23 protein-coding genes and 1 tRNA gene are annotated in these 24,044 nt (G+C 61.5%); 17 read left to right on the top strand and 7 right to left on the bottom strand.

Translation table 11 applies throughout. The features are described 5' to 3' along the window. The 5 genes from GTP90_RS29510 to GTP90_RS29530 form a co-directional block, all read left to right on the top strand. Positions 1-737 (top strand): SDR family NAD(P)-dependent oxidoreductase (locus GTP90_RS29510; protein ID WP_161086858.1); only part of this gene is annotated, 737 nt, incomplete at its 5' end. Between the two features lie 14 nt (positions 738-751). After that, positions 752-1,285: a MarR family winged helix-turn-helix transcriptional regulator gene (locus tag GTP90_RS29515; protein WP_161086859.1), complete on the top strand. Its 534-nt coding sequence runs from the start codon at positions 752-754 to the stop codon at positions 1,283-1,285. 11 nt (positions 1,286-1,296) lie between these two features. After that, positions 1,297-2,151, top strand: a complete 855-nt coding sequence (locus tag GTP90_RS29520; protein ID WP_161086860.1) for an enoyl-CoA hydratase family protein — start codon at positions 1,297-1,299, stop codon at positions 2,149-2,151. Continuing rightward, on the top strand, positions 2,151-3,314 hold the full coding sequence (locus GTP90_RS29525; RefSeq protein WP_161086861.1) for an acyl-CoA dehydrogenase family protein: 1,164 nt from the start codon (positions 2,151-2,153) through the stop codon (positions 3,312-3,314). Before GTP90_RS29520 ends, GTP90_RS29525 begins: the two co-directional genes overlap by 1 nt. After that, entirely contained in the window at positions 3,314-3,715 is a 402-nt protein-coding gene (locus GTP90_RS29530; protein WP_161086862.1) for a RidA family protein, read from the top strand. The genes GTP90_RS29525 and GTP90_RS29530 overlap by 1 nt, the downstream gene beginning before the upstream one ends. Positions 3,716-3,756: 41 nt before the next feature. Here GTP90_RS29530 and GTP90_RS29535 read toward each other — a convergent pair whose 3' ends face one another. From GTP90_RS29535 to GTP90_RS29555, 5 genes are read right to left on the bottom strand one after another with little or no spacing between them, the layout of a single operon-like run. Next, positions 3,757-4,026, bottom strand: coding sequence for an acyl carrier protein (locus tag GTP90_RS29535; RefSeq protein WP_161086863.1), 270 nt, complete (start codon positions 4,024-4,026; stop codon positions 3,757-3,759). Next, positions 4,023-4,694, bottom strand: a complete 672-nt coding sequence (locus GTP90_RS29540; RefSeq protein ID WP_161086864.1) for a GNAT family N-acetyltransferase — start codon at positions 4,692-4,694, stop codon at positions 4,023-4,025. Before GTP90_RS29540 ends, GTP90_RS29535 begins: the two co-directional genes overlap by 4 nt. Further along, positions 4,687-6,201: an amino acid adenylation domain-containing protein gene (locus GTP90_RS29545; RefSeq protein ID WP_161086865.1), complete on the bottom strand. Its 1,515-nt coding sequence runs from the start codon at positions 6,199-6,201 to the stop codon at positions 4,687-4,689. The genes GTP90_RS29540 and GTP90_RS29545 overlap by 8 nt, the downstream gene beginning before the upstream one ends. Before the next feature lie 58 nt (positions 6,202-6,259). Continuing rightward, a complete protein-coding gene (locus tag GTP90_RS29550) occupies positions 6,260-7,204 on the bottom strand; it encodes an SGNH/GDSL hydrolase family protein (protein WP_161086866.1) in 945 nt (314 codons plus the stop codon). A gap of 6 nt (positions 7,205-7,210) precedes the next feature. Then, a complete protein-coding gene (locus GTP90_RS29555; RefSeq protein WP_161086867.1) occupies positions 7,211-8,647 on the bottom strand; it encodes an MBOAT family O-acyltransferase in 1,437 nt (478 codons plus the stop codon). 389 nt (positions 8,648-9,036) lie between these two features. On the opposite strand from GTP90_RS29555, the gene GTP90_RS29560 reads away from it, so the two are divergent. After that, a complete protein-coding gene (locus tag GTP90_RS29560; protein WP_161086868.1) occupies positions 9,037-9,756 on the top strand; it encodes a PEP_CTERM-anchored TLD domain-containing protein in 720 nt (239 codons plus the stop codon). On the opposite strand, the gene GTP90_RS29565 is transcribed toward GTP90_RS29560, so the two are convergent. Continuing rightward, positions 9,748-10,863, bottom strand: coding sequence for a glycosyltransferase family 4 protein (locus GTP90_RS29565; RefSeq protein ID WP_161086869.1), 1,116 nt, complete (start codon positions 10,861-10,863; stop codon positions 9,748-9,750). The two genes, GTP90_RS29560 and GTP90_RS29565, sit on opposite strands and share 9 nt — an antisense overlap. A gap of 78 nt (positions 10,864-10,941) precedes the next feature. Continuing rightward, positions 10,942-11,016: transfer RNA gene (locus tag GTP90_RS29570), tRNA-Arg, on the bottom strand. Positions 11,017-11,215: 199 nt separating this feature from the next. On the opposite strand from GTP90_RS29570, the gene GTP90_RS29575 reads away from it, so the two are divergent. From GTP90_RS29575 to GTP90_RS29625, 11 genes are all read left to right on the top strand, one after another. After that, positions 11,216-13,117 (top strand): ATP-binding cassette domain-containing protein, encoded by a 1,902-nt coding sequence (locus GTP90_RS29575; RefSeq protein ID WP_161086878.1) that lies wholly within the window; start codon positions 11,216-11,218, stop codon positions 13,115-13,117. Positions 13,118-13,311: 194 nt separating this feature from the next. Further along, the gene (locus GTP90_RS29580; protein ID WP_161086870.1) at positions 13,312-13,974 is read left to right on the top strand and encodes a CAAX prenyl protease-related protein; all 663 of its coding nucleotides are present in this window, start codon (positions 13,312-13,314) and stop codon (positions 13,972-13,974) included. A 43-nt stretch (positions 13,975-14,017) separates the two neighbouring features. Further along, positions 14,018-15,268, top strand: coding sequence for an XrtB/PEP-CTERM-associated polysaccharide biosynthesis outer membrane protein EpsL (gene epsL / locus GTP90_RS29585; protein ID WP_254452107.1), 1,251 nt, complete (start codon positions 14,018-14,020; stop codon positions 15,266-15,268). Positions 15,269-15,276: 8 nt separating this feature from the next. Further along, entirely contained in the window at positions 15,277-16,659 is a 1,383-nt protein-coding gene (locus GTP90_RS29590) for an undecaprenyl-phosphate glucose phosphotransferase (RefSeq protein ID WP_161086871.1), read from the top strand. A 183-nt stretch (positions 16,660-16,842) separates the two neighbouring features. Further along, on the top strand, positions 16,843-17,895 hold the full coding sequence (locus GTP90_RS29595) for an EpsD family peptidyl-prolyl cis-trans isomerase (protein ID WP_308937324.1): 1,053 nt from the start codon (positions 16,843-16,845) through the stop codon (positions 17,893-17,895). 55 nt (positions 17,896-17,950) lie between these two features. Next, positions 17,951-18,742 carry a polysaccharide export protein EpsE gene (gene epsE, locus GTP90_RS29600; RefSeq protein WP_161086872.1) on the top strand — a complete coding sequence of 264 codons (792 nt, stop codon included), beginning with the start codon at positions 17,951-17,953 and terminating at the stop codon, positions 18,740-18,742. A 57-nt stretch (positions 18,743-18,799) separates the two neighbouring features. Continuing rightward, entirely contained in the window at positions 18,800-20,203 is a 1,404-nt protein-coding gene (gene epsF / locus GTP90_RS29605; protein WP_161086873.1) for a chain length determinant protein EpsF, read from the top strand. Between the two features lie 16 nt (positions 20,204-20,219). Further along, positions 20,220-21,086, top strand: coding sequence for a chain length determinant protein tyrosine kinase EpsG (epsG, locus tag GTP90_RS29610; RefSeq protein ID WP_161086874.1), 867 nt, complete (start codon positions 20,220-20,222; stop codon positions 21,084-21,086). Next, positions 21,086-21,982 carry an exosortase B gene (gene xrtB / locus GTP90_RS29615; RefSeq protein ID WP_161086875.1) on the top strand — a complete coding sequence of 299 codons (897 nt, stop codon included), beginning with the start codon at positions 21,086-21,088 and terminating at the stop codon, positions 21,980-21,982. Before epsG ends, xrtB begins: the two co-directional genes overlap by 1 nt. 8 nt (positions 21,983-21,990) lie before the next feature. Further along, on the top strand, positions 21,991-22,677 hold the full coding sequence (epsI, locus tag GTP90_RS29620) for an exosortase-associated protein EpsI, B-type (RefSeq protein ID WP_161086876.1): 687 nt from the start codon (positions 21,991-21,993) through the stop codon (positions 22,675-22,677). Between the two features lie 140 nt (positions 22,678-22,817). After that, the coding region (locus tag GTP90_RS29625; protein ID WP_161086877.1) for a lipopolysaccharide biosynthesis protein at positions 22,818-24,044 on the top strand (1,227 nt) is incomplete at its 3' end.

Below are 24,044 nucleotides of genomic sequence, written 5' to 3' on the forward strand. Positions count from 1 at the left end.
TCGGTGCCGCTTGCGCGCGGGCCTTGCTGTTGCGCGGCGCGCGCGTCACGCTGGCGGGGCGCGATGCGCAAGCGCTGGTGGCCGCCGTCGAATCCATGAACGCCATCGCCGCGCCCTCGGGCGGCGCGGTCGCCATGCAGGTGTTGGACGTGACCGATGAGGAATCCGTGCGCAGCGGCTTCGCCGGCGCCGTCGAGCGCTTCGGCCGCATCGACATCCTGGTCAACAACGCCGGCCAGGCCGTCCCTGCGCCATTCGGCAAGACCGACGCCGCGCTGTGGCAGCGCATGCTGGACGTGAACCTGACCGGCACCTTCCACTGCACCCAGGCCGCGCTGCCCGGTATGATCGAGGCAGGGTGGGGCCGCATCGTCAACGTCGCATCGACGGCGGGGCTGGTGGGCTATCGCTACGTGTCGGCCTACGTCGCCGCCAAGCACGGCGTGGTCGGCCTGACGCGCGCGCTGGCGCTGGAGGTGGCCACCAAGGGCGTGACGGTCAACGCCGTCTGCCCCGGCTACACGGAAACCGACATCGTGCGCGAGGCCGTCGCCAACATCGTCGCCAAGACCGGCCGCAGCGAGGACGAGGCGCGCGCCGAACTGGCCGCCGGCAATCCGCAGAAGCGGTTGGTGCAAAGCGAGGAAGTCGCCAGCGCCGTGGCCTGGCTTTGCCTGCCCGAAGCGGGCGCCATGAATGGACAGTCCGTCGCCGTCGCCGGCGGCGAAGTAATGTGAAGCACGAGGAAGCTATGCCACCATTTTCAGAGAACGACGACAATCAAAACCCCATCGAAAACGGTGAGGCGCCGGTGCTCGACCTGGCCAGCCGCCTGACGCAGGACCACCATCAATCGCTCAAGCTTTGGCTGCGCATGTTGTCCTGCACCGTCAAGATCGAAAACGAAATCCGCAGCCGGCTGCGTGCCAGCTTCGGCATCACCCTGCCACGCTTCGACCTGATGGCGCAGCTGGAGCGCTATCCGCAAGGCCTGCGCATGGGTGAGCTGTCCAAGCGCATGATGGTCACCGGCGGGAACATCACCGGCATCACCGACCAGCTGGAGCTGGAAAAACTGGTGGTGCGCGTGCCGGACCCGAAGGACGGCCGCGCCTACAGCGTCAAGCTGACGGCGGCCGGCCGCAAGGCCTTCGCCACCATGGCGGCCGAACACGAAGGCTGGATCGCCGAACTGCTGCAGGACATGTCCGGCGCCGACAAGAACCGGCTGATCGACCTGCTGTCGCAGATGAAGCAGCACCTGAACGCCTCGGACGAAAAATAAGGAACCACACCATGCGATATCTTCCCGGCGAAGCCCAGCAACTGCCCGGCAACCGCGCCGCGCTGGCCGATTACCAGGCCAGCCATTTTCTGTTTGAAGTCAGCGGCGGCGTCGCCACGCTGACGCTCAATCGCCCCGAGCGCAAAAATCCGCTGACCTTCGATTCCTACGCCGAGCTGCGCGACCTGTTCCGCGCGCTCGCCTACGCGGACGACGTCAAGGCCATCGTCATCACCGGCGCCGGCGAAAATTTCTGCTCCGGCGGCGACGTGCATGACATCATCGGTCCGCTGACCAAGTTGGACATGCCCGGCCTGCTGGCCTTCACGCGCATGACCGGTGACCTGGTGAAAGCCATCCGCGCTTGTCCGCAACCCATCGTGGCGGCGGTTGACGGCATCTGCGCCGGCGCCGGCGCGATCCTGGCGCTGGCGTCCGACATCCGCCTCGGCACGGCGCGCAGCAAGACCGCCTTCCTGTTCACGCGGGTGGGCCTGGCCGGCTGCGACATGGGCGCCTGCGCTTTGCTGCCGCGCGTGATCGGCCAGGGCCGCGCGGCCGAGCTGCTGTACACGGGACGTTCGATGTCCGGCGCGGAGGCCGAGCGCTGGGGATTCTTCAACAGCCTGCAGGAGCCGGAGGCGCTGCTCGATGCCGCACGCGCCTTCGCGCAAGGCCTGGCCGACGGCCCGACCTTCGCCCATGGCATGACCAAGAAAATGCTGCAACAGGAGTGGAACATGGGCGTGGACGAAGCCATCGAGGCGGAAGCGCAGGCGCAGGCGATCTGCATGGCCACCAACGACTTTCATCGCGCCTACCATGCCTTCGTGGCCAAGCAAAAACCGGAATTCGAAGGCGACTGATGAGCGACAAGACCTACCTTGAATGGCCATTCTTCGACGACCGCCATGCGCAGTTGGAGCGCGAACTCGATGCCTGGGCCGCGCAGCACATCGGCCAGCAGCATGACGCCGACGTCGACGCGGCCTGCCGCCAGCTGGTGCGCCAGCTGGGCGAGGGCGGCTGGCTGCACCACGCCATCGCCGGCGCCGAGGGCGCGGGAATCGACACCCGCGCCATCTGCCTGATCCGCGAAACGCTGGCGCGCCACAACGGCCTGGCCGATTTCGCCTTCGCCATGCAGGGCCTTGGCTCGGGCGCCATCAGCCTGCACGGCACGGCGGCCCAGCGCGAGGCCTATCTGCCACGCGTGGCGCGCGGCGAGGCCATCGCCGCCTTCGCGCTGTCCGAGCCGCAGGCCGGCTCCGACGTCGCCGCCATGCAGTGCGCGGCGGTGCGTGACGGCGACCACTATGTGCTCAATGGCGAGAAGACCTGGATCTCCAACGGCGGCATCGCCGATTTCTACGTGGTGTTCGCGCGCACCGGCGAACAGCCCGGGGCACGCGGCATCACTGCCTTCATCGTCGACGCCGATACGCCGGGCTTCGAGATCGCCGAGCGCATCCAGGTGATCGCTCCGCATCCGCTGGCGCGCCTGGTGTTCCGCGATTGCCGCGTGCCGGCCACGCAGCGCATCGGCGAGGCGGGACAGGGCTTCAAGGTGGCGATGTCCACGCTGGACGTGTTCCGCACCTCGGTGGCGGCGGCGGCGCTGGGCTTCGCGCGGCGCGCATTGGACGAGGCGCTGGCGCATGCCACGCAGCGCAAGATGTTCGGCCAGGTGCTGTCCGATTTCCAGATGACGCAGGCCAAGCTGGCGCAGATGGCGACCGGCATCGACGCCGCCGCGCTGCTCACCTACCGCGCCGCCTGGCAGCGCGACCAGGGACGCAACGTGACGAAGGAGGCGGCGATGGCCAAGATGACGGCCACCGAAACGGCGCAGCAGGTGATCGACGCCGCGCTGCAGATGTTCGGCGGCCTGGGCGTGGTCAGCGAACAGCCGGTCGAGCGCCTGTACCGCGAGATCCGCGCGCTGCGCATCTACGAGGGCGCCACCGAAGTCCAGCAACTGATCATCGCGCGCGAACTGCTGCGCGCGGCCAACACTAAGGAAGCATGATGGAATTTCTTCAACCGCCGGGCTGGGCGCGGCCGCGTGGCTATTCGAACGGCGTGGCCGCCAGCGGACGCCTGGTGTGCGTCAGCGGCATGATAGGCTGGGACGGGCAGGGCGTGTTCCACACCGACGATTTCGCCGGCCAGGTGCGCCAGGCGCTGCAGAATGTGGTCGAGGTGCTGGCCGAGGCCGGCGCGCGGCCCGAGCATATCGTGCGCATGACGTGGTACGTGCTCGATAAAAAGGAATATGTGGGGGCCTACAAGGAGGTCGGCGCGGCCTACCGCGAGATCATCGGCCTGCATTTCCCGGCCATGACGGCGGTGCAGGTGGCCGGGCTGGTCGAGGACCGGGCCCGGGTGGAGATCGAGGTGACGGCGGTGGTGCCGGAAGGCGGGGAATAGCCATACGCTGTCGACTTTTGCTGCTTCCCCGTCTTATACCGTCAGGCTCTGCTTTTCAGCGATGCGAGGACGGTCGCGCACATATCGCCCAGGTTCCGGAATTTGACGACGTCGCGCAGTTTAAACTTGATTTTGAAGTGCTCCTCGACCGCAACGATTAGGCTCATGTGGGTCAACGAGTCCCATCCATCGACATCTTTTGCTGTTAATTCCGGTGTAACGACCAAGGTGTCATTTTCAAATATGCTACGGAAGATAGGGGTCAGTTCAGCGAGGATCGACTGTTCTGTTTTTTCGGTACTATTGGTCATACTTTTACTCCACTTAGGGTACGTTGCATTAGTAGTTTTTCAAGCGTCGGGACAAGCTGCAGCAGTTCCACGTCCGTGCTCGATACCGTTCTTACCGGAGTAAATCCGCAGTTGGTGTAGCTCGCTTTGGCTGCGTCATTGATCGATGCTAGGATGATTTGCGCATGTCCTGTAGACGCCTTGTCTGCCAGACGATCCAGCTGGGCTGCAATCAACTGGGCTGCGATGCCTTGGCCGCGGCCTTCAGGGCGGACGTAAACCGATTCAATCTGCAGTGCGCCTTCGTCGCGCATTATATAGAGTTTCTCGAGCTTCTTGAAATGCTGTCGGGCCGTGCGCATGCGCTGTGGATCGATGGCGTGCACCAGCAGGCTGGCCTTTAATAGGGCGCTGGGTTGGCCTGCTGCGCCCTCGATCCAGGCGCAGCAGGCACCAAGCAATTGTCCGCCTTGCTCGGCGACGAGGTAGTCCGTTATGCACAGCTCCTGGCCGTCAATGTCTTCTTCCAGCATCGACAGTAGCAGCGGTTTAAACTCGGCCTCGTTCAGCTCGAAAATTCTGCAGTAGCTCAGGCATTCGGTGCCCCCTTTTTCCGCCTCGCAAATTGCTTCGACCAGAAAAGGTGCATCTGCCGCCGTCGCGGCGCGGATCACCAGCGCCTCAGCCACGTTGTTCCTCAAATTGTTTTTGCAGCGATTTACGGTCAATTTTCCCGTTCGCGTTCAGGGGCAGGGTAGTCAGCGAAACACCCCGAGCCGGGACCATATAGCCAGGAATATGTTCCCGTAACGAGGCAATCACTTTTTTCAGGTCGCCCGTGTAGTTTTCGACTACCAGGATCAGCGAGGCTGCGCCTTGTGGCGAGATGTGCGGGACGACAACGAATGCGTGGTCATCCAGGACGTGGCGCACATGGTGTTCAATTTCGCCCAGCTCCACCCGGTAGCCCTGCAATTTGATCTGGTGGTCAACCCGACCGCAGAACAGGAGGTCGCCCGCATCGTCCTGCACCACCACGTCACCAGTGCGGTAGAACCGCCTGATGGTGCCGTCGATCATGCTGTCGAAGAAGGTCCGCTGGTCGCGCGCCGGATCCTGCCAGTATCCGGGCGTCAGCTGGGGGCCCGCAAGACACAGCTCACCCTTTTCGCCGTGGTCCAGCGGTGCCAGTTCGTCATCCACCACAATGGCGTAGTTTCCGTTCATCGGTTGGCCGATCGACACAACACCGTTGAGCGTCTTGTTGCATCCTGCCAGTTCGTTCCAGTCATAATAGGTGGCGAACACGGTGGCCTCGGTCGGCCCGTAGAAGTTGATGATGGTCGAGCCGGGCGCGCACTTTGTCCACGCCGACACTATGTCGGCGAGCAAGGCCTCGCCGCAGAAGAAAGAGAGCCGCAGCTCCGGCAGCTCGATCTCGTCGAAGTACGGCTTCAGGTAGTTTAGCACCGAGGGCACCAGGGGGGCGACCGTGAGGCCCTCATCGCTCAACAGGCGGTAGATCTCGGCGTACTTCGCCTTGCCGCCGCCGACCGTATAGACGCAGGCTCCGTTGGACAATGGCGCAAGGTACGCGGCGATCGAGAAGTCGAAGGTCAAATCGAACATCTGCAGAACGCGGTCGGTAGGGTACATGGCGCAGTTTGACTCAGCCAGGGAGTCAAGGAAGGCGGCGAGGTTGCCGCGCGTGATAGGCACACCTTTCGGCTCGCCGGTGCTGCCGGAGGTGAACAACAGGTAGGCCAGATCGCTGGCATTGACGGCACAACGCCCGACGGCGTCGGCGTCGATTGCCAGCGCCGACGGTATCAGTCCACATTGCTGTAGCGTTACTTGGTCCAGCGCTGTTGCCATGTCGACCGCGATGGCATTGCGCAGGCCGGCTTGGCGGATGATGCTGGCATTGCGTTCCGGCGGATGCTCGGGATTGAGGGGCACGAACGCTCGACCTGATCGGAGAATGGCGAGTACGGCGGCATAGGTGTCCAGATGGTCGACCGCGACCACGCCGATCAGTTTCTCGTCGGCGCGGGCTACGCGCTCGAGCGCTGTCTGGATGCACAGTACACGCTGCTGCAGTTGTGCATAGGTGTATTGCGTCTGCGAGATGTTGAAGGAAAAACGGTCCGCGTTGGCGATAAATATACGTTCTATGCGTTCTGCGATATCAATCATTGAGATACACTCCATTGTTATTGGGATTTAGGATGCCGCAACGGTTTGCCGGACCGGGCTAGTTTTCCGCCGGGGCTATGGCCAGGTTCTTTTGGCCGAGCCTTTTGCCGATTTCTACGGCCGCGAGCTGGGAGAACTTGATCGCTCCGGTGTCGTTCAGGTGGAAGATGTCCTTGAATAGCTGGCTATTGCCGACGAACGCCTCATCGTGTGTGTAGTCGAGGTAGGCTACGCCTTTTTCCTTGCAGATTTCCTTGCCGATGTTTTTACCGCCGCTGGTTTTGAAGCGCTTGAAGATAGGGGAGTTGATGACAAACACCTCGGCACCCGCCGCCCGCGCCGTATCAATGAATTCACGGAACGCGATGACCTTATTGGTGTCTACGCGTTGAGTGATGTCCTCGTCGAAAAACTGGATCGGTTCCGGCCAAGTACCGAACAGGGGCGAGTAGCCTTGGCTATCAAAGTTACGTTTCTTGTTGAGCTCCAAATTGCCAATCAAGATAGACAAAATTTCGGAATTAAATGGGTAGATTTGCGACAGCAGCTTGGCCTTCTCGAACGGCCCCTTTAACTCGACATATGGACGAACTTCCGGATGATCGCGATAGTAGGGCAGCAGCGACGTCAGTCGGTCATACCCGCCGTCGCGGTACTCAAAGTCGCCGTCATACTCCAGCACGACGACTTGGGGGTGATGGCGCCTCACGATAGCCTTGAGCATTGCGGTCTGGAACAGAATGCCCTGGGCGTCGCGCCCGACGTTGTAGGTCGAGCGATGCAGCACATGCTCGAAAACGTCGGGGACATAGTGGTGGTTGGCGCGGGATGAGCCGAACGTTAGGATGTTGGCGGTGGTCTTCTCCATCGCATAGGTGGTCCGGTACTGGAAGCCAGATGTTTCCGTGAAGTAGAAGTGGCGCAAGGTAGTGCCAATTGCAAAGTCCAGTGTCGCCACCGTGGCGGCCGTCGCCAGAATGCTGAGAAAAATCTTCTTGATCATGAGACGTTAGAATTGAAAGTAAATGAACTGCCCGCCGTCGAGGACCCCGACGAGCAAAATGGTGACCAAGGCCAAACTGTAGGACAATGTGCGGACCACCTTGCTCTTATTTTTGAAAAGCAAGAAGCGGCTCGGCGTGAATTCGTCAGTGAAATCCTTTGCCATCATGACGGCGATGCCAAACAAGATATAGATCATGGTGGACGGTTTTTCGATGTACAACGGTCCCGACGTGGTGAAGATGCGCGCATAGACTGCGAGGCCGTCACCGATTGTCGCCGCCCGGCTGAATACCATGGAAGCGGCGAACATGATGAAGGTCAGCACCATCATGCCGGCCAGATACAGGCGATTTTGGGCGGCAGCGTGTTTTTTCTCCCATGCCGACCGGCGTGGTGCCAACAGCACCTCTATGCTTAGGAACATGCCTTGCAACAGGCCCCAGACGACAAATGTCATGGACGGGCCGTGCCACACACCGCTGATGACGAAGGTGATCGTCAGCGAGATGATGATGCCCCAGATCCGCAAGGAGCGCAGGCTGAACGATAGTGGCGTATAAATATAATCGTTGACCCAGGAAATGAGCGACATGTGCCAGCGGCGCCAGAAATCGGACATCGAGGTGGCGAAGAAGGGACGATTGAAGTTGGGGATGATGTCGAAGCCAAGGATTTTTGAGACGCCGATAGCCAGTAGCGAATATCCGCCGAGGTCGGCGTAAATCTGGAACGGGTAAAGGCAGGAGGCAAACAGCAAAGAGGTGCCGTTGTGGCGTTCGATGTTGCCGTAGACGGCGTCGACGTAAATGCCGACCCGGTCGGCCACGACCATCTTCAAGAAGTATCCCCATAACATCAGCTTGCAGCCTTGGGAGAACTGCTCGAAGGTCGCTACGCGCGGCGCTTTTAATTGCGGCAGCATGTTCCCGGCGCGCTCGATCGGGCCGGACAGGATTAGGGGGAAAAAGGAAATGAAGGCCGCCAGCTGGCCAATGTTCTTCTCGCACTCGATTTCTTCGTAGTAGACGTCGATAACGTAGCCGAGCGCCATGAAAGTGTAGAAGGAGATGCCGATGGGGAGTAGCATTTTTATCGGCGGCAAGGGCCAATGCAACTGGTGAGCCTGTAACGCCAGCGCAATGGCGTCGTTGATCTCGCCGAAATATTTAAAGAAAAACAGGGGGAGCAGGATCAAGACGATAGCACTCTGCAGCACTGCCTTCCTGGCACCCGGACCTGACGTACGCTCCATCAGTAATGTTGCGCAATACGCGATGAAGGTTACTGCCGCGAGCAGCAGCGCAAAAACCGGTTTGATGTTGATGTAAAAGAAGTAGTTCGCCGCCAATATGGTCACCGAGCGTAGGCGGGCCGGTGTTAGGTAATAGAGGACGATGACAAGCGGAAAGAAGATAAGGAAATTGAAGGATGTAAAAACCATGTATGACCTCGGATACCAAATACAAGAGCAGAAAAAGGATGGCAAAAAGTGTGGTACTGCCGTGGCTCCGTTGGGGCTTGCTGTTCCCAGGTTGATGTCGCCATGGCGCGCGGCTGGTCGGCGGACGTGGCTCAGCGCCCCCAGCACTGGCTCCAAGCCTGGTCACCTGGCTTGCCACCGTTGGAGGGGTGTTAAAATGGCCTTAATGATATCATTATTTTACTACGCGCGCTGCCGTTCTCCAGGCGTCCCGTCCGCTGTTGTCCGAGCTGGTTTAGTGACGGCGGAGCGCGGATGAGTATGTGCCCCATGGAAAATATTGCAATTTATTTATTTTGATATGGTATATTTATCCTGTTTAATCATTACCAGACAAGGAAGGGGAAGAAATGAACATTCGTTCAAACACGATCCTGGCGGCGTTGGTCCTCACCGCCACATTGTGCGCCAGCGGAAGCGCGTCGGCTGGCGTATCGCTGCTGAGCCCCGCTTACCAAACTCAGCTCGCTACTTGGTTGGGCAACGGTCCGCTCACCTTGACTAATATCTACACCAAGGCGGCAGGCGACACGGCGCTGGACTTCCACCGAGCGGTGGATGGCAAGGGCGCCACCTTCTCGGTGATGGAGGCAAGCAATGGCAAGGGGCAAACCTGGTTGATCGGCGGCTACAATCCGCAGAGTTGGGCATCCGCGGGGGAGTACAATATGACGTACGACAACTCCCAACGCACGTCGTTCCTGTTTAATCTCACCTCGTCCGAAATCCACCGGCAAACGCCCAAGGGCTATGTGTACGACACCGTGGGCGCCTATCAGGCCTATAATAACGCCAACTACGGCCCGACATTCGGCCTGGGCCGCGACCTCTATGTGCCGTACAACCTGACGAGCGGCGGCGTCTCGCTGTTGTACTCCTATATCGATCCTGATACGGGCAATTTTTATAAGAGCATACTCGACGGCACCACGTACTCGCAGCCAGACGTGACCTTCGGCGCGATCCAGGTCTTCCAGATCGGCGCCGTGCCGGAGCCGTCCACTTACGTCATGCTGGTGCTGGGGCTGGGCTTGGTGGCGTGCGCGCGCCGGTCGCGGCGCTCAAGCTAAGAGCTGGGTGTAGACCGCCAGTTCCTGGTTGATCCAGGCGTCGATGCCATATGTCGCAACGATGTGTTCGCGCGCCCGGGTGGCGACCTCTTGGTAGCGTGCATGGTTGTCGCACACCATCAGAACGCAGCGCACGAAATCAGCGACGTCGTTTGCCTTGAAGAAGCTGCCGTGCAGTTCTGGTGTGGCAACCTGGCGGTGGCCGTCGATGTCGGACAGCACCACCGGCACCTCGCACGCCATCGCTTCGATGACTGCGGCTGGGCAACCCTCGTTGTGGGATGCCTGCACGTAGATGTCAATCCCGGTATTGAGCAGCCCCGGGATGTCGCTGACCGGACCGGTGAACCGCACATACTCTGCCACGCCCTCTGCCTGCGCCAGGGATTCCAGCTCGCCACGCAGCTGGCCGTCCCCGACCAGAATCAGCTCGATGTCGCGCCGTTGATGCTCACGGACCAGTAAGCCCATTCCCCGTATCATCAGCTCGATATTCTTGACTGGATTGAGGCGGCCGACAAAGCCCAGCCGCATCCGCGCGCTGGGCGCGGCCGCGCCGACGCGGCGGAACCGATGGATGTCCGTCGCATTCGGAATGACCACTATCCGCTCGGCGGGCACGCCGAACTCCACCAACATGGTGCCGATATGGGCACCGACGCAGATAACTTTTTGCATCTGGGAGAGATCGAACACCCATTTGCGCTGCTTGATGCCGTCCAGGTAGCGCCGCGTGCCGCGCGGTACCGGCGTGCTGCCGATGGTGCGGATGAATTTGGTCCGAGGGAAAAGCCGGGCCAATTGGTTGAGCACGCGCGCGCCAGGATCGAAGTACAAGTGGACGATGTCAAACGCGCCGTCGGCGATCAGGCGTCGGGCGGCGCGCAGATAGCGCAGCAGGGCAAGGGGCTGGCGCAGCCCGAAGCTCGCCGGCAGGTCCAGATGAAGCTTGACATTGGGGGCATAGGCGCGGGCGGCGGCGGCGGCGGCGGGCGTCTTCACGCCGTCGAAGGCGATTTGCATCTCATGTCCCAGTTCCGCCAGGCGCGCCGCCTGTGCCAGCATCATCCGCTCCAGGGTGCTGAAATTATTGATCGGGTAGCCCATGAATCGCAATATACGCATAGAGATCGAGTTTCCAATCTGAGTAGGGTGATGGTGAGCGCCAGCTATTGCCTTCAGGTATGGTCCCCCCGACAAGAATCGAACTTGTATCCCACGCTTAGGAGGCATGTGCACTATCCATTGTGCTACGGGGAGGACGGCGTCGTGCGATGACGCCGCGCGGACATGGGCAGGCCGGGGAGGGGGGCATCGCAAAACGCCTGCAATTATAGCCGAGAGTTTTACAATTTATACGACCAATCGCGCAGGTGTCGGTACAATGCTGACTCCATTCATTTTCGCGACCGGCCGCGGCGCCCATGCCCTGCCGGTCGCTCAGCCCCTCCCACACACTATGGCAGTCATTTCACTCTCCTCGGCGCAGCTGGCGTTTGGCCACGTCGCCCTCCTTGATCACGCAGAATTTTCCCTGGAAATAGGCGAGCGTGTCGGCCTGATCGGTCGTAACGGCACCGGTAAGTCCTCGTTGCTCAAGACTATTTCGGGACGCTTCAAGCTCGACGATGGCTTATTGGTCATGCAGCAAAATATCAAGATCGCTTACGTGGAACAGGAGCCGGTGTTCGATCCCGGCATGCCGGTGTTCGACGCGGTGGCCTCGGGCATGGACCCGTTGCCGGCCTTGTTGAAGGAGTACGATGCGTTAACCGGTCAGTTCGGGCAGGGCCGGGACGACGAGGTGATGGAGCGCATGCATGACATCCAGGTGCAGCTGGATGCCGCCGATGCCTGGAGTCTGAGCAACAAGGTGGAAACTGTTCTCAACAAATTAGACCTGCGCGGCGACATGTTGATGAGCACCTTGTCCGGCGGGATGCAAAAGCGGGTGGCCTTGGCCCGGGCGCTGGTGTCGGCGCCCGATGTGCTGCTGCTCGATGAGCCAACCAATCACCTGGATTTCACCTCCATCATGTGGCTGGAAGGACTGCTGCGCGATTTCAAGGGCAGCGTGTTGTTCATTACCCATGACCGCTCCTTCCTGGATAACGTTGCCACCCGTATTGTCGAGCTGGACCGCGGCCGGCTGCTCTCCTTCCCGGGCAATTTCTCGGCGTATCAGGTGCGCAAGAGCGAACAGCTGGAAATCGAAGAAGTGGAAAACGCGAAATTCGACAAGTTTCTCGCGCAGGAAGAGGTGTGGATACGCAAGGGCGTCAAGGCGCGGCGCGTGCGCGACGAGGGGCGGGTGCGCAGGCTGGAGGCGCTGCGGCTGACCCGTCAGGCACGGCGGGAGCAGCAGGGGCAGGTCAAGCTGGAGGTCGGCGCGGGCGAGCGCTCGGGCAAGATCGTGGCGGAGCTGGAGAATGTCTCCAAGCTTTATGGCGACAAGGTGATCATTCGCGACTTTAGCGGCACGATTTTGCGCGGCGACAAGGTCGGACTGATCGGCGCCAATGGCGCGGGCAAGACCACACTGCTGAAAATCATTCTGGGCGAAGAGGAGCCTTCCGCTGGCACCGCGCGCCTGGGGACCAAGTTGCAGGTCGCCTATTTCGACCAGATGCGCACGCAGCTCAACGAAGAGGCTAGTCTGATGGACACGATTTCGCCAGGCAGCGACTGGGTCGAGGTCAATGGCCAGCGGCGCCACGTCATGACCTATCTGAACGACTTCCTGTTCGCGCCCGAGCGCGCGCGCTCGCCGGTGAAGTCGCTGTCCGGCGGTGAGCGTAACCGGCTGTTGCTGGCGCGCCTGTTTGCCAAGCCGGCCAATTGCCTGGTGCTCGACGAGCCCACCAACGACCTCGATATCGACACCCTCGAGCTGCTGGAGGAGTTGTTGGAGGATTATCCAGGGACGGTGTTCCTGGTCAGTCACGACCGGACCTTCCTCGATAACGTGGTGACGCAGGTGATTGTGGCGGAGGGTGGGGGGCGCTGGCGCGAATTTGTCGGCGGCTATAGCGATTGGGAGCGGGTGCGTGCGGTGCCGGTCCCCGCGCCGGTGCGCCCGCCTGCGGCCGCGGCGGCCGCGGCGCCCCCCGCCGTTGGCGCTGCGGCCAAGGGTAAAAAGCTCAGTTTTAAAGCGCAGCGCGAACTGGAAGAGTTGCCGGGTTTGATTGCGGCGCTGGAGGACGAGCAGACCGCGCTCACGCTGCAATTGTCCGATCCGGGGTTTTACAAGAAGAACGCGGCCGAAGCCAAGCAGGTTAACGCCAGGATCGCCGCCATCGAGGCGGAATTACTGGTCGCGCTGGAACGGTGGGAGGCAATCGAGTCCGGCGCGGGCGGTTGATGGCGAAGGGCGACATACATGGGTGTGTAGTGCGGCGGCAATTTGTTGTAGTATGTGCACGGTTTCAGCCGGGCGGCACCGTGCCGCACTTTCCTTCCCTTACCAGACAGGATGTTTGATGACTGCTTTGCCTCGACGCTCAGGCGTTGTTTTCGCGCCGGGGGCGCCCGTGCCAGCGGCGGCGCGGGCTTGCCATGTTTGACCAGGGCGCGCGCGCGCGCGTCTTGCCGTTCGTAATCTATATCGGTTTTATCATTGTGGCGGATGTGCTGGCGCGCTGTGGGTGGACGGCGGCGGAACTCCGCTGGCTGTACGCGGTCAAAGTCGCAGCGGTGTTGGCGGCGCTGGTCTGGTACCGCCGCCGCTATACGGAACTGGCGCTGCCTTTGCCAAGGGGCAGGGTGCTGGCGGTTTCGGTAGTGTGCGGCATCGCCGTATGGTGGTTGTGGATACGCCTCAACGCCTCGTGGATGGTGCTTGGCGATTCCACAGGTTTCGATCCGCGCAGCGAAGGCCGGATTGACTGGTTGCTGGTGACGGTGCGCCTGGCGGGCGCGGCGCTGGTGGTGCCGGTCATGGAGGAGTTGTTCTGGCGGTCATTTTTGATGCGGTTTCTGGATGCGCCGGCGTTTTTGCAGGGCGATCCGGCGCGGGTAAAAAACACAACCTTTATTATCACGGTGTTATTATTCGGCTTCGAACATACGCTGTGGTTCGCCGGGGTCGTGGCGGGTGCGGTATATACGATCCTCTATATGCGCAGTCGTTCGTTGTGGGCACCGGTCATCGCGCACGGTGTCACCAATGGACTGTTGGGCATATGGATAATTTCCACTGATCACTGGGCATACTGGTAAGATAGATAACCAGCCGATTGATCTCTCTCAAAGACAAATGCCAATGTTGAGTTCTCAGCTAAAAAAAGATTCATGCCAGCATCATCTTAAGTTTACGCGCCTCGTGTTTTTGCCACGGTCGCTGGCGCTGCTGCTGGGCACGGCAGTGTGCGTTCCCGCCGCCGCCGCACTGAGCGACACGATACACCCGTTTGTGGTGGTCGGTTACAACTACGACGATAATCTGTTCCGCCTTCCCGACGAGGCGCCGGGCTTCACCGGCAGCCGTTCCGACACCATGTTGCAGACCGCGGTCGGCGCTTCGTTCGAGCGGCCCCTGGGGCGTCAGATCTTGACGGGACAGGCCAAGGTCAGCAACGTCAAGTTCTCGCATTACGATCAGCTCAACTATAATGGCAAGGATTTCCTGGCGGCGCTGGAGTGGCACCTGGGCAATCACCTGGAAGGCCATGTCGGCGGCAAGTACGCGCAGACGCTGACCCCCTTCACCGATTTCCACGGCAATGAGCGCAACTTGCGGGTGCAGCGCCGCGAATACGTCGATGGCGCCTGGCGTTTCCATCCGAGTTGGCAGGTGCGCGGCGGCTATTCGGAAGAGAAATTTACCTACGACCTGCTGTCGCAGCGTTATAACAACCATACCGAGGATGTGGCGTTCGGCGGTGTCGATTTCCTGGCCTCCAGCGGTAGCCGGGTGGGTCTGCAGCTGCGTCACCTGAAGGGCGCTTATCCCAACCACCGGCAGATCGGCAGCACGACGGTGGACGATGGATACACCCAGGACGAGTTGAAGGCCGACGTCAACTGGGCCTTCAGCGGCACCACGCAGCTCCAGATGCTGGTGGGCTGGGCGCGCCGGGAGCACGTGTTTTTCTCGCAGCGTAACTCTAGTGGCGCCAACGGCAAGGGCAATCTGGTCTGGCGTCCGTTGGGCAAAGTGAGCCTGACGTTGTCCGGCTGGCGCGAGTTTTCCGCCGTTGAAAGCACGTTCATCAGCAATAGTTTCAACAAGGGCGTCAGCGTGGCGGCGGGCTGGGATATTTCCGCCAAGCTCAGAGCCGACGCGTCGTGGCGGCGGGAACGGCGCCAATTCGACACCATCAATGGCCTGGTATTGCCCGGGGCCATCGAGGACTCGACCCGCAGCGTGAACGCCGGGTTGACTTACGCGCCCATGCAGGCTGTGCAACTGAACGCGGGCGTCTTCCGCGAATCCCGCACCGGCAGCCCGTTTGTAGGCACCAACAATTACCGCGTGAATGGTGCCTCCTTCAGCGTCAGTGCACAGTTTTAAGACTTACTATGACGGTCAACGATATTCCTTTGATTTCCTTCTTTCAGCGTGTGGTCGATCCTCTGATTATCATGGGGTCGCTTTACCTGATATCAGCGTTGCTGGGCGTGCCCTTCACCGGCTACTCGCTGGTGTTGATGGTGCTGGCATTTTTTGTCTCGTCTGCGGTCTATCCGCACTTCGACCCCTACCGCACCTGGCGTAGCGGCCGCACGCTGGCGTTTTCCCGCGACATTTTCGTCGGCTGGATCGTCAGCGCTGCGCTGTTGTGGTTGCTTGGGATGGCCAGCGGCCTGGCGTATCATTACGACGAAACCGTCGTGCTGACCTGGTTCGTGTTGACCCCCTTCATCTTGCTGGGTACCCATCTGGCGGCACGGCGGATGGGGGCAGGGTCGCCCGCGGCCAGGGAGGTGCGGTCGGTGGCCATCATCGGCGCCAACGATGTCGGCATCAAATTCGCGCGCACCATCGAAACCAATCCCAACTTGTTCATGAGCGTGCATGGTTTCTTCGACGACCGCACCGAGGACCGCCGGCCGCCGTCGCTGAACCATCCGATGCTGGGCAAGATGGCGGATATTGCCCCCTTTGTCCGCGAGCACCATATCAAAATGATTTTCATCAGTCAGCCGATCTCCGCCCAGCCGCGGATACGCAAGCTGCTCGATGAACTGCAAGACACCACCGCGTCGGTGTATTTTCTCCCGGACATCTATGTGTTCGACTTGATGCAGGCGCGTTTCGACAATGTCGGCGGCATGCCGGTCATCGCCATTTGCGAAAGTCCGTTTACCGGCCTGAATAGCATGATCAAGCGGATCAGCGACGTTGTGCTGGCGCTGGTCATTCAGTTGATGCTGTTGCCGATCATGCTGGTCATCGCGCTGGCGGTGAAGTTCAGTTCGCCCGGGCCGGTCATTTTCCGGCAACGGCGCTATGGCCTGTATGGCGAGGAAATCATCGTCTACAAATTCCGGTCGATGACAGCGGTCGAGGATGGCGATCACGTGGTGCAGGCCACCAAGAACGACCAGCGGGTGACGCGCGTGGGGGCATTCTTGCGGCGCACCTCGCTCGATGAACTGCCCCAGTTCATCAATGTGCTGCAGGGCAGAATGAGCATTGTCGGGCCGCGTCCGCATGCGGTGGCCCACAACGAGCAATATCGCAAACTAATCAAGGGGTATATGCTGCGCCACAAGGTCAAGCCCGGCATTACCGGCTGGGCACAGGTCAATGGCTTGCGCGGCGAAACCGAGACACTGGACAAGATGGAGGCGCGCATCCGCTATGACCTGGACTATCTGCGCAGCTGGTCGCTGTGGCTGGATATCTGGATTATCCTGCGCACCGTCAAAGTGGTGCTGGCGCGCGAAAACGCGCACTGAGCGTGGCGGGCAGTCACGCATTAAGCTTGCCTTAATCGCCAGTTGCTAGAGTGGCATGCCGCCAGCGGTGTTGCTGGTCTGCTCATTTGATTGGTATCATTGTAAGTTGTCGATAATGGCAATAGGTTTTCTCCGAGCAAGAAATTTACAAGATTGACAATTGCTGAGGCCCACCGCATACTTTTGACGAAAATCAGCCCGGCCCGTGCTGCCGGTCTTCGTCCCAGGCCCGGGGCGGCAGGGCGCGGTGATTGCCTTCCGATCAAGGTAGTAATTCTTAAAGGAAATATTTTGAAGCATCTTGAGAGCATCGGCCCGATTCGCCGCCCGTCCCTGAGTGCCTCCGGGCGCCTGCTGTGCGCGGGCGTGGTGTTGACGGCCTTGGCCGTACTGAGCGCATGCGGTGAGAAGGAAAAGAAGCCCGGCCAGGCGCTGGCCAGCGTGAACGGCGAAGAAATTACCGTGTTGCAGCTCAATGAGGAGTTGCAGCGCTCGGGCGTGCAGGCGGCCCAGCAGGAGCAAGCTAAACGGCAACTGGTGGAGTCGTTGATCGACCGGCAACTGCTGCTGAACGAAGCCGCCAAGGAAAAGCTCGATCGCGATCCGAAGGTGGTGCAGGCGGTGGAGCGCGCCAAGGCGCTGATCGTCGCCCAGTCGTACATGCAGAAACGTCTGGGCACGCCGGCCAAGCCGACGCCGGCGGAGGTGGCGGCGTATTTCGAGCAGCATCCTGAATTCTTTGCCCGCCGTAAGCAGATCGACATGCGGGAACTGGTGATCGCCACCGCCGACATGACGGCTGATCTGAAGGCGGCCATGGACGCGGCCAAGTCGCTGGACGAGGTCGCGGCATGGCTGGACGCGCACAAAGTCAAGTTTAGCCGGACCCAGCTCTCCCGCACGACCGCGGAGCTGCCGCCGGAACTCTCGACACGCCTGCTGGGTTTGCCCAAGGGGCAGTTATTCATCATCAAGGAAGGTCAGCGCTCGTTGCTGATCTCGATTGCTGACGTGCGCGACGCCCCTGTGACGCTGGAACAATCGACCGCGCAGATCGAGCAGTTCTTATTCAATAAAAAGAACAAGGACACCGCCGACGCCGAGCTGGCGCGTCTGCGCGCAGCGGCCAAGATCGAGTATATGGACAAGACACTGGCGCCGGTCAAGGGCGCGGCGGCGACGCCGGCGGCGAGCGCGGATTCGGCGAATGCGCGTGGTGTGGCCGGGCTGAAATAACCCCGTCCGCGGTGCGGGGCGGATCAGGATAATTTTTACTATAAACGGGTAGCGTATGAAACGACTGATAGGTTGGGCGATGGGCCTCTTGCTGGCTCTTGGGATGGGGAACGGCGCCATGGCGGCGGACATGCTGCTGGGGCCGGGGGACGCGATCAAGGTGTCGGTGTACGGCAGTCCCGACCTGGCGCTGGAAACCCGCGTCAGCGAGAGCGGCGCGATCACCTTCCCGCTGATCGGTGAGGTGGCGCTTGGCGGTCTGTCGGTCTCCAGCGCGGAAAAGAAGATCGCTGGCCTGCTGGAAAGCGGTGGTTTCGTGCGCAAAGCCCAGGTCAACCTGGTCGTGACGTCGATCCAGAGTCAGCAGGTGTCGGTGCTGGGGCAGGTGTTCCGTCCGGGACGTTACCCGCTGGAAGGCAAGCGCAGCCTGGTCGACATGCTCGCGGTCGCTGGCGGGGTCAGTGCCGATGGCGGTGATACGCTGACGCTGATCCGTAAGCGCAACGGCAAGGTCAGCAAGGACGTCGTGGATCTGGTCGAGATGCTGCGCAGCGGCGACCTGGAGCGGGACGTCGAGATGGCTGCCAACGACATTATTTATGTGGAGCGTGCGCCGCGCTTCTATATTTATGGTGAAGTGCAGCGGCCAGGCACCTTCCGCCTGGAGCGGGCGATGACGGTGGTGCAAGCCTTGTCCACCGGTGGCGGTTTAACCCCCCGTGGCACCGAACGCGGCATGGTGATCAAGCGCCGCGATGCCCAGGGGGTGGTGCAAGTCATCAACGCCAAGCAGGACGACCTGCTCAAGGCCGATGACGTGGTGTACGTCAAAGAGAGCCTGTTTTAATGGCGTGTCAGCGATCCGTCGCGCCGAGCCACCCGTTTTAGCTTAGAAAGTACACATATGAATTTCTCTCAATTTTTATTGATATTGGGCGCCCGCAAGAAGATCGTCTTCTTCACGCTGCTGGCCACCGTCTTGGCGGCCCTGACCGTGAGTTTGCTTTTGCCGAAGACCTACAAGGCCACCAGCACGTTGCTGATGAATTACAAGGGCGTGGATCCGCTGACCGGACTGACCATGCCGGGGCAGTTGTTGCCTGGATATATGGCGACGCAAATCGATATCGTCTCCAGCAAGAAAGTCGCGCTGATGGTGGTCGATCAGCTCAAGCTGGCCGACAATCCGGCGGTGGTGGCGCAGTATAACGACGTCACCGGCGGCGTGGGGTCGGTGCGGGACTGGTTGGCCGAGCTGTTGCAGAAGAAGCTGGAAATCGTGCCGTCGCGCGAGAGCAGCGTGGTCGACATCAGTTTCAAGGGCTCCGATCCGCAGTTCGTGGCGGCGGTGGCCAACGCCTTCGCGGAGCAGTATCAGCGGGTCAGCATCCAGCTCAAGGTGGAGCCGATGAAGAAAGCCGCGCTGTATTTCGACGAGCAAACCAAGATGTTGCGCGACAACGTGGAAAAAGCCCAGAGCCGGCTGTCCAAATACCAGCAGGAAAACGGCATCGTCAGTGTCGACAACCGTCTCGATGTCGAGTCGAACCGGCTCAATGACCTGTCGGCGCAGCTGGTCGGCGCGCAGGGGCAGCTGATGGAGGCGCTGTCGCGCCAGCGCATGGCCCAGGGCAGCTCGGGCGAGTCGCCTGACGTGGCGGCCAATTCGCTGATTCAGAGTCTGAAGCTGGGCCTAGGCAACGCCGAGGCCAAGCTGTCCGAGATCGCCCAGCGCCTGGACCGCAACCATCCGCAATACCAGAGCGCGAAGGCCGAAGTGGACAAATTGCGCCACGACCTCGACGAGCAGATCCGTATCGCCTCGCGCAGCGTGGGCAACAATGCCCAGATACTGCAGCAGCGCGAAGCCGCCATCCGGGAGGCGCTGCAGGCACAAAAGAACAAGGTGCTGGAGCTGAACCGCACCCGCGATGAAATGAACGTGCTGGCCAAGGATGTGGAAAGCGCGCAGCGCGCATTTGACGCCGCGTCGCAGCGTTTCTCGCAAACGAAGATCGAAGGCCAGTCCGAGCAATCCGACATCGCCGTGCTGAACCCGGCGGTGCCGCCGATCGAACCCGATGGTCCCAAGGTGGTCCGCAACGTGTTGTTGTCACTGTTCCTGGGCGTCTTCTTCGGTGTCGGACTGGCGCTGGTGGTCGAGCTGCTCAACCGTCGCGTGCGCTCGGACTCCGATCTGCGCGAGGCGCTGGATATTCCGGTCTTCGGCGTGGTCGACTGGACGCCGGCGCGGAGCCCAGGGGCGAAATTGAATGCGATATTGCCGCGTCGTTTACGCCTTAACTAAATTGGAATCCAAGACTATGCAACCAGTAAACACCTTGGCCGCGGCACCGCGCCCGGCGGACTCCAGTATCGGCGGCCTGCTGCTTGAATCCGGAAAAATCACGCCCGAAAACGCTGAACGCGTCCTGCGCATGCAGAAAGAGCTGGGCATACGCTTTGGCGAGGCGGCCCAACGCTTGGGGTTGATCACCGAAGCCGATATCCAGCAAGTACTGGCCCGTCAATTCGACTACCCCTACCTGCAGCCGGGCGAGGGGCGTTTCTCTCCCTTGTTGGTGGCGGCATATCAACCGTTCAGCCATCAGGTCGAGGCGCTGCGCGCGGTGCGCAGCCAGCTGATGTTGCGCTGGTTCGCGCGCGGCAGGAAATCGCTGGTGGTGCTGGCGGTGGACCCGGGGGAGGGCGCCAGCTTGTTTGCCGCCAACCTGGCGGTGGTGTTTTCGCAGCTCGGTGAGCACACCCTGCTGGTCGATGCCAACCTGCGCCAGCCCAAGCAGATGGAAGTCTTCGACCTGTCGGTCAAACAGGGCTTGTCGGATATGCTGGCTGGTCGCGCCGAGCTGGACGCCATTGCCAAGGTGGACGCCTTTGTTGCGCTGTCGGTGCTGGGGGCGGGCACCTTGCCGCCCAACCCGGCCGAGCTGCTCAGCCGGGCTTCGTTTGCCGGCCTGAACGCACAACTCGAAGCGCGTTACGATGTCGTGCTGTATGACGTGCCGGCGTTTGCCGCCGGATCGGACGCGCTGGCCGTGGCCTCGCGTGCCGGCGGCGTGCTGCTGGTCGCGCGCAAGAACCGCACGCGGATGTCCGGCGTCAGCAATATGGCCGAGCAGATGCGCCAGAACGGCGTCGAGGTGGTCGGTTCGGTCATGGTTGATTTTTGATGACAACCCAAAGCCGCAGGACACCGCTGGTGAACCGCCTTAGTGACAAGCGTCTGTTGCCGTTGTGGCTGCCCATCGCGTTGGGCTTTCTGGTGCTGGCGGTGCCGACGCTGTACGGACTGCTGACCGGAATCTGGTCCACCGAGGAACAGGCCCATGGCCCGATCATCCTGGCGCTGTCGGTCTGGCTGATCTATCGCCAATGGCCGGCGCTGCTGGCCGCCGGCGACGGCCGGCCGGGCACCCGGGCCGGCTGGCTGCTGCTGCTGCCGTCGCTGGCGCTGTATGTGCTGGGACGCTCTCAGCAGATTGTCTCGATGGAGATCCTGTCGCTCATCGGCCTGAGCGCTGCCATCGTGCTGCTGATGTGGGGTGGCAGGGGCTTGGCTGCCGTCTGGTTCCCGTTTTTCTTCATGCTGTTCATGGTGCCGCTGCCCGGGCCGCTGGTGAGCCAGTTGACGATGCCGATGAAGATGGCGGTGTCCTACGCCACCGAGCATCTGCTCTTCATGGCGGGCTTTCCGATCGCGCGCAACGGCGTCATCCTGCAGATCGGCCAGTACCAGCTGCTGGTGGCCGACGCCTGCGCCGGCCTGCAGACCTTGCTGACGCTGGAGGCGCTGGGCCTGTTCTACCTGAACGTCGTGCGCCACACTTCGCCATTCCGCAATATCTCGCTGGCCCTGTTGATCGTGCCGATCTCGTTTTCGGCCAACGTGATACGGGTGATGGCGCTGACGCTGATCACCTACTTCTTTGGCGACGCGGCGGGCCAGGGATTCCTGCATGGCTTTGCCGGCATGGTGCTGTTCATTACCGCCCTGGTCCTGATCTTGAGTCTGGATACGATGCTGCAGTGGATAGTCAGAAAACGCGCGGCCGCCGCCGCGGCATAGGACGGATGATGGAAAAGAAAATTACGCTCAGCTTGGTGCTATGCCTGCTGATGGTGTCGTCGGCAGGGCTGACCCGCGTGGTCACGCCGACCCGGAAGATGGCTGACCACCGGGAAAAGCTGCAACTGGAAACCCTGATCCCGCAGCGCTTTGGCGACTGGCAGGTCGACACCTCGGTGGTGCCGCTGCAGGTCGATCCCGAGACCCAGGCGCGGCTGGACCGGATTTACAACCAGACCTTGTCGCGCACCTACGTCAATGCCGATGGCGAACGCGTCATGCTGTCGATGGCCTACGGCGGCGACCAGGGCGACGGCATGGGGGTGCACCGGCCGGAGGTGTGTTATGCGTCGCAGGGCTTTGAGATTAAGAAGGACCAGTTCGTCAATCTGGGCACCAGCTACGGCGTGTTGCCGGTCAAGCAGTTGCTGGCGGTCAGCGGTAACCGCAGCGAGCCGATCACATACTGGATCACGATTGGCGACAAGATGACGCGGCCCGATTTTCAACAGCGCCTGCAGCGTCTGCGCTACGGGCTGGAAGGGACGGTGCCCGACGGCATGCTGGTGCGGGTGTCGACCATCGACACCGACCTGCCGCGCGCTTATGGCGTGCAGAGCCGGTTTGTCAAGGCGCTGCTCGACAGTCTGAATACGAAGGACCGTGCGCGCCTGATCGGCACGTTCACGGGATAATGGCGCACGCGGACGATGCGCCGTTGCTGGGAATTTATGGTATTTGACTCGACTTATCTGATGCGGCCTGCCGCCGCCCCCCTGGGGGCGTTTTTTTTTCCGGCGGCAGCGGCAGGGCGCCCGCGCAGGCGGTACGGCGCATGAACGCCGGCAGTGAACTCAAGCGCAAGAGCGTGGCCGCGGTCAAATGGGCGGCAGTGGGGACGGTGGCGCGTTTTGCCCTGCAGTTGTGCACGCAGGTGATCCTGGCGCGCATGCTGGGCCCGGAGGTGTACGGCCTGTTCGCCATGGGCTTGGTGGTGATGACCTTCAGTAATTTCTTGGCGGACTTCGGATTTTCGTGGGGATTGATCCAGAACCAGCACATCGACGACCGCGATGTCCGCTTTGCCTTCACCTGGCAGCTGCTGACCGGCAGCGTGGCCAGCGTGCTGCTGTTCGCGCTGGCGCCGGCGGTGGCGGGCTACTTCCGGGAGCCCGCGGTGGCGCCCATCGTCCGCTGGCTGAGCCTGACCTGCGTGCTCAACGCCGTCACTGCGCCGGCCAGCAGCCTGCTGCGGCGGCAGATGGATTTTCGCGCGCTCAATATCATCCAGGTGGCCAGTTATCTGATCGGCTATATTGTGGTAGGTATTCCGTGCGCCTATCTGGGCGCCGGCGTGTGGGCGCTGGTGGCGGCCTGGCTGGCGCAGAGCGCGTCGGCACTATTGCTCAGCTGGCTACGCCATCCGCATTCGGTGCGTCCCCTGTTCTGGTATGCCGGCGCGCGCGAGTTCACCCAGGTGGGCGCGACCGTCTTTGTGACCAATCTGTGCAACTGGTTCCTGAACAATCTGGACCGCATTTTCCTTGGCCGCTATCTGACCGCGCACGCGGTCGGGGTCTACAACGTGGCCTACAATTTGGCGAACACGCCCAACGCCTTGTTTCTCAGCGCGCTGCAACCGGCGTTTCTGGCGACCGGCGCGCGCCTGCAGGACGATGTGGCGCGCCTGCGCGACGCCTACGTCTCGGTGCTGGCCGTCATCTGGATCGTGATCGCGCCGATGTTTGTCGCCCTGGCCGTGCTCGCGCCGGACCTGATCGCCACCGTGTATGGCGGACGCTGGCTGGCATCGGGGCCGATCTTCGCGATTCTGGCGTTGGCCATGCCCGCCTACATCACCTGGGGCTTGTCGACGCCGATCTTGTGGAATTCGGGCGGCAAGCATCTGGAAAGCGCCTTGCAATTGCCGTTGCTGCTGGCGCTGGCGTACGCGCTGGTCACCCTGGCGCCGCGCGGCCCGGTGGTGGTCGCGTCGGTCGCGTCCGGCGCGCTGCTGGCGCGCGCCTTGCTGATCGGCGCTGTAGCCTGCCGCCGCGTCGGC

Source organism: Duganella vulcania, assembly GCF_009857655.1.
Lineage (GTDB): Bacteria > Pseudomonadota > Gammaproteobacteria > Burkholderiales > Burkholderiaceae_D > Rugamonas > Rugamonas vulcania.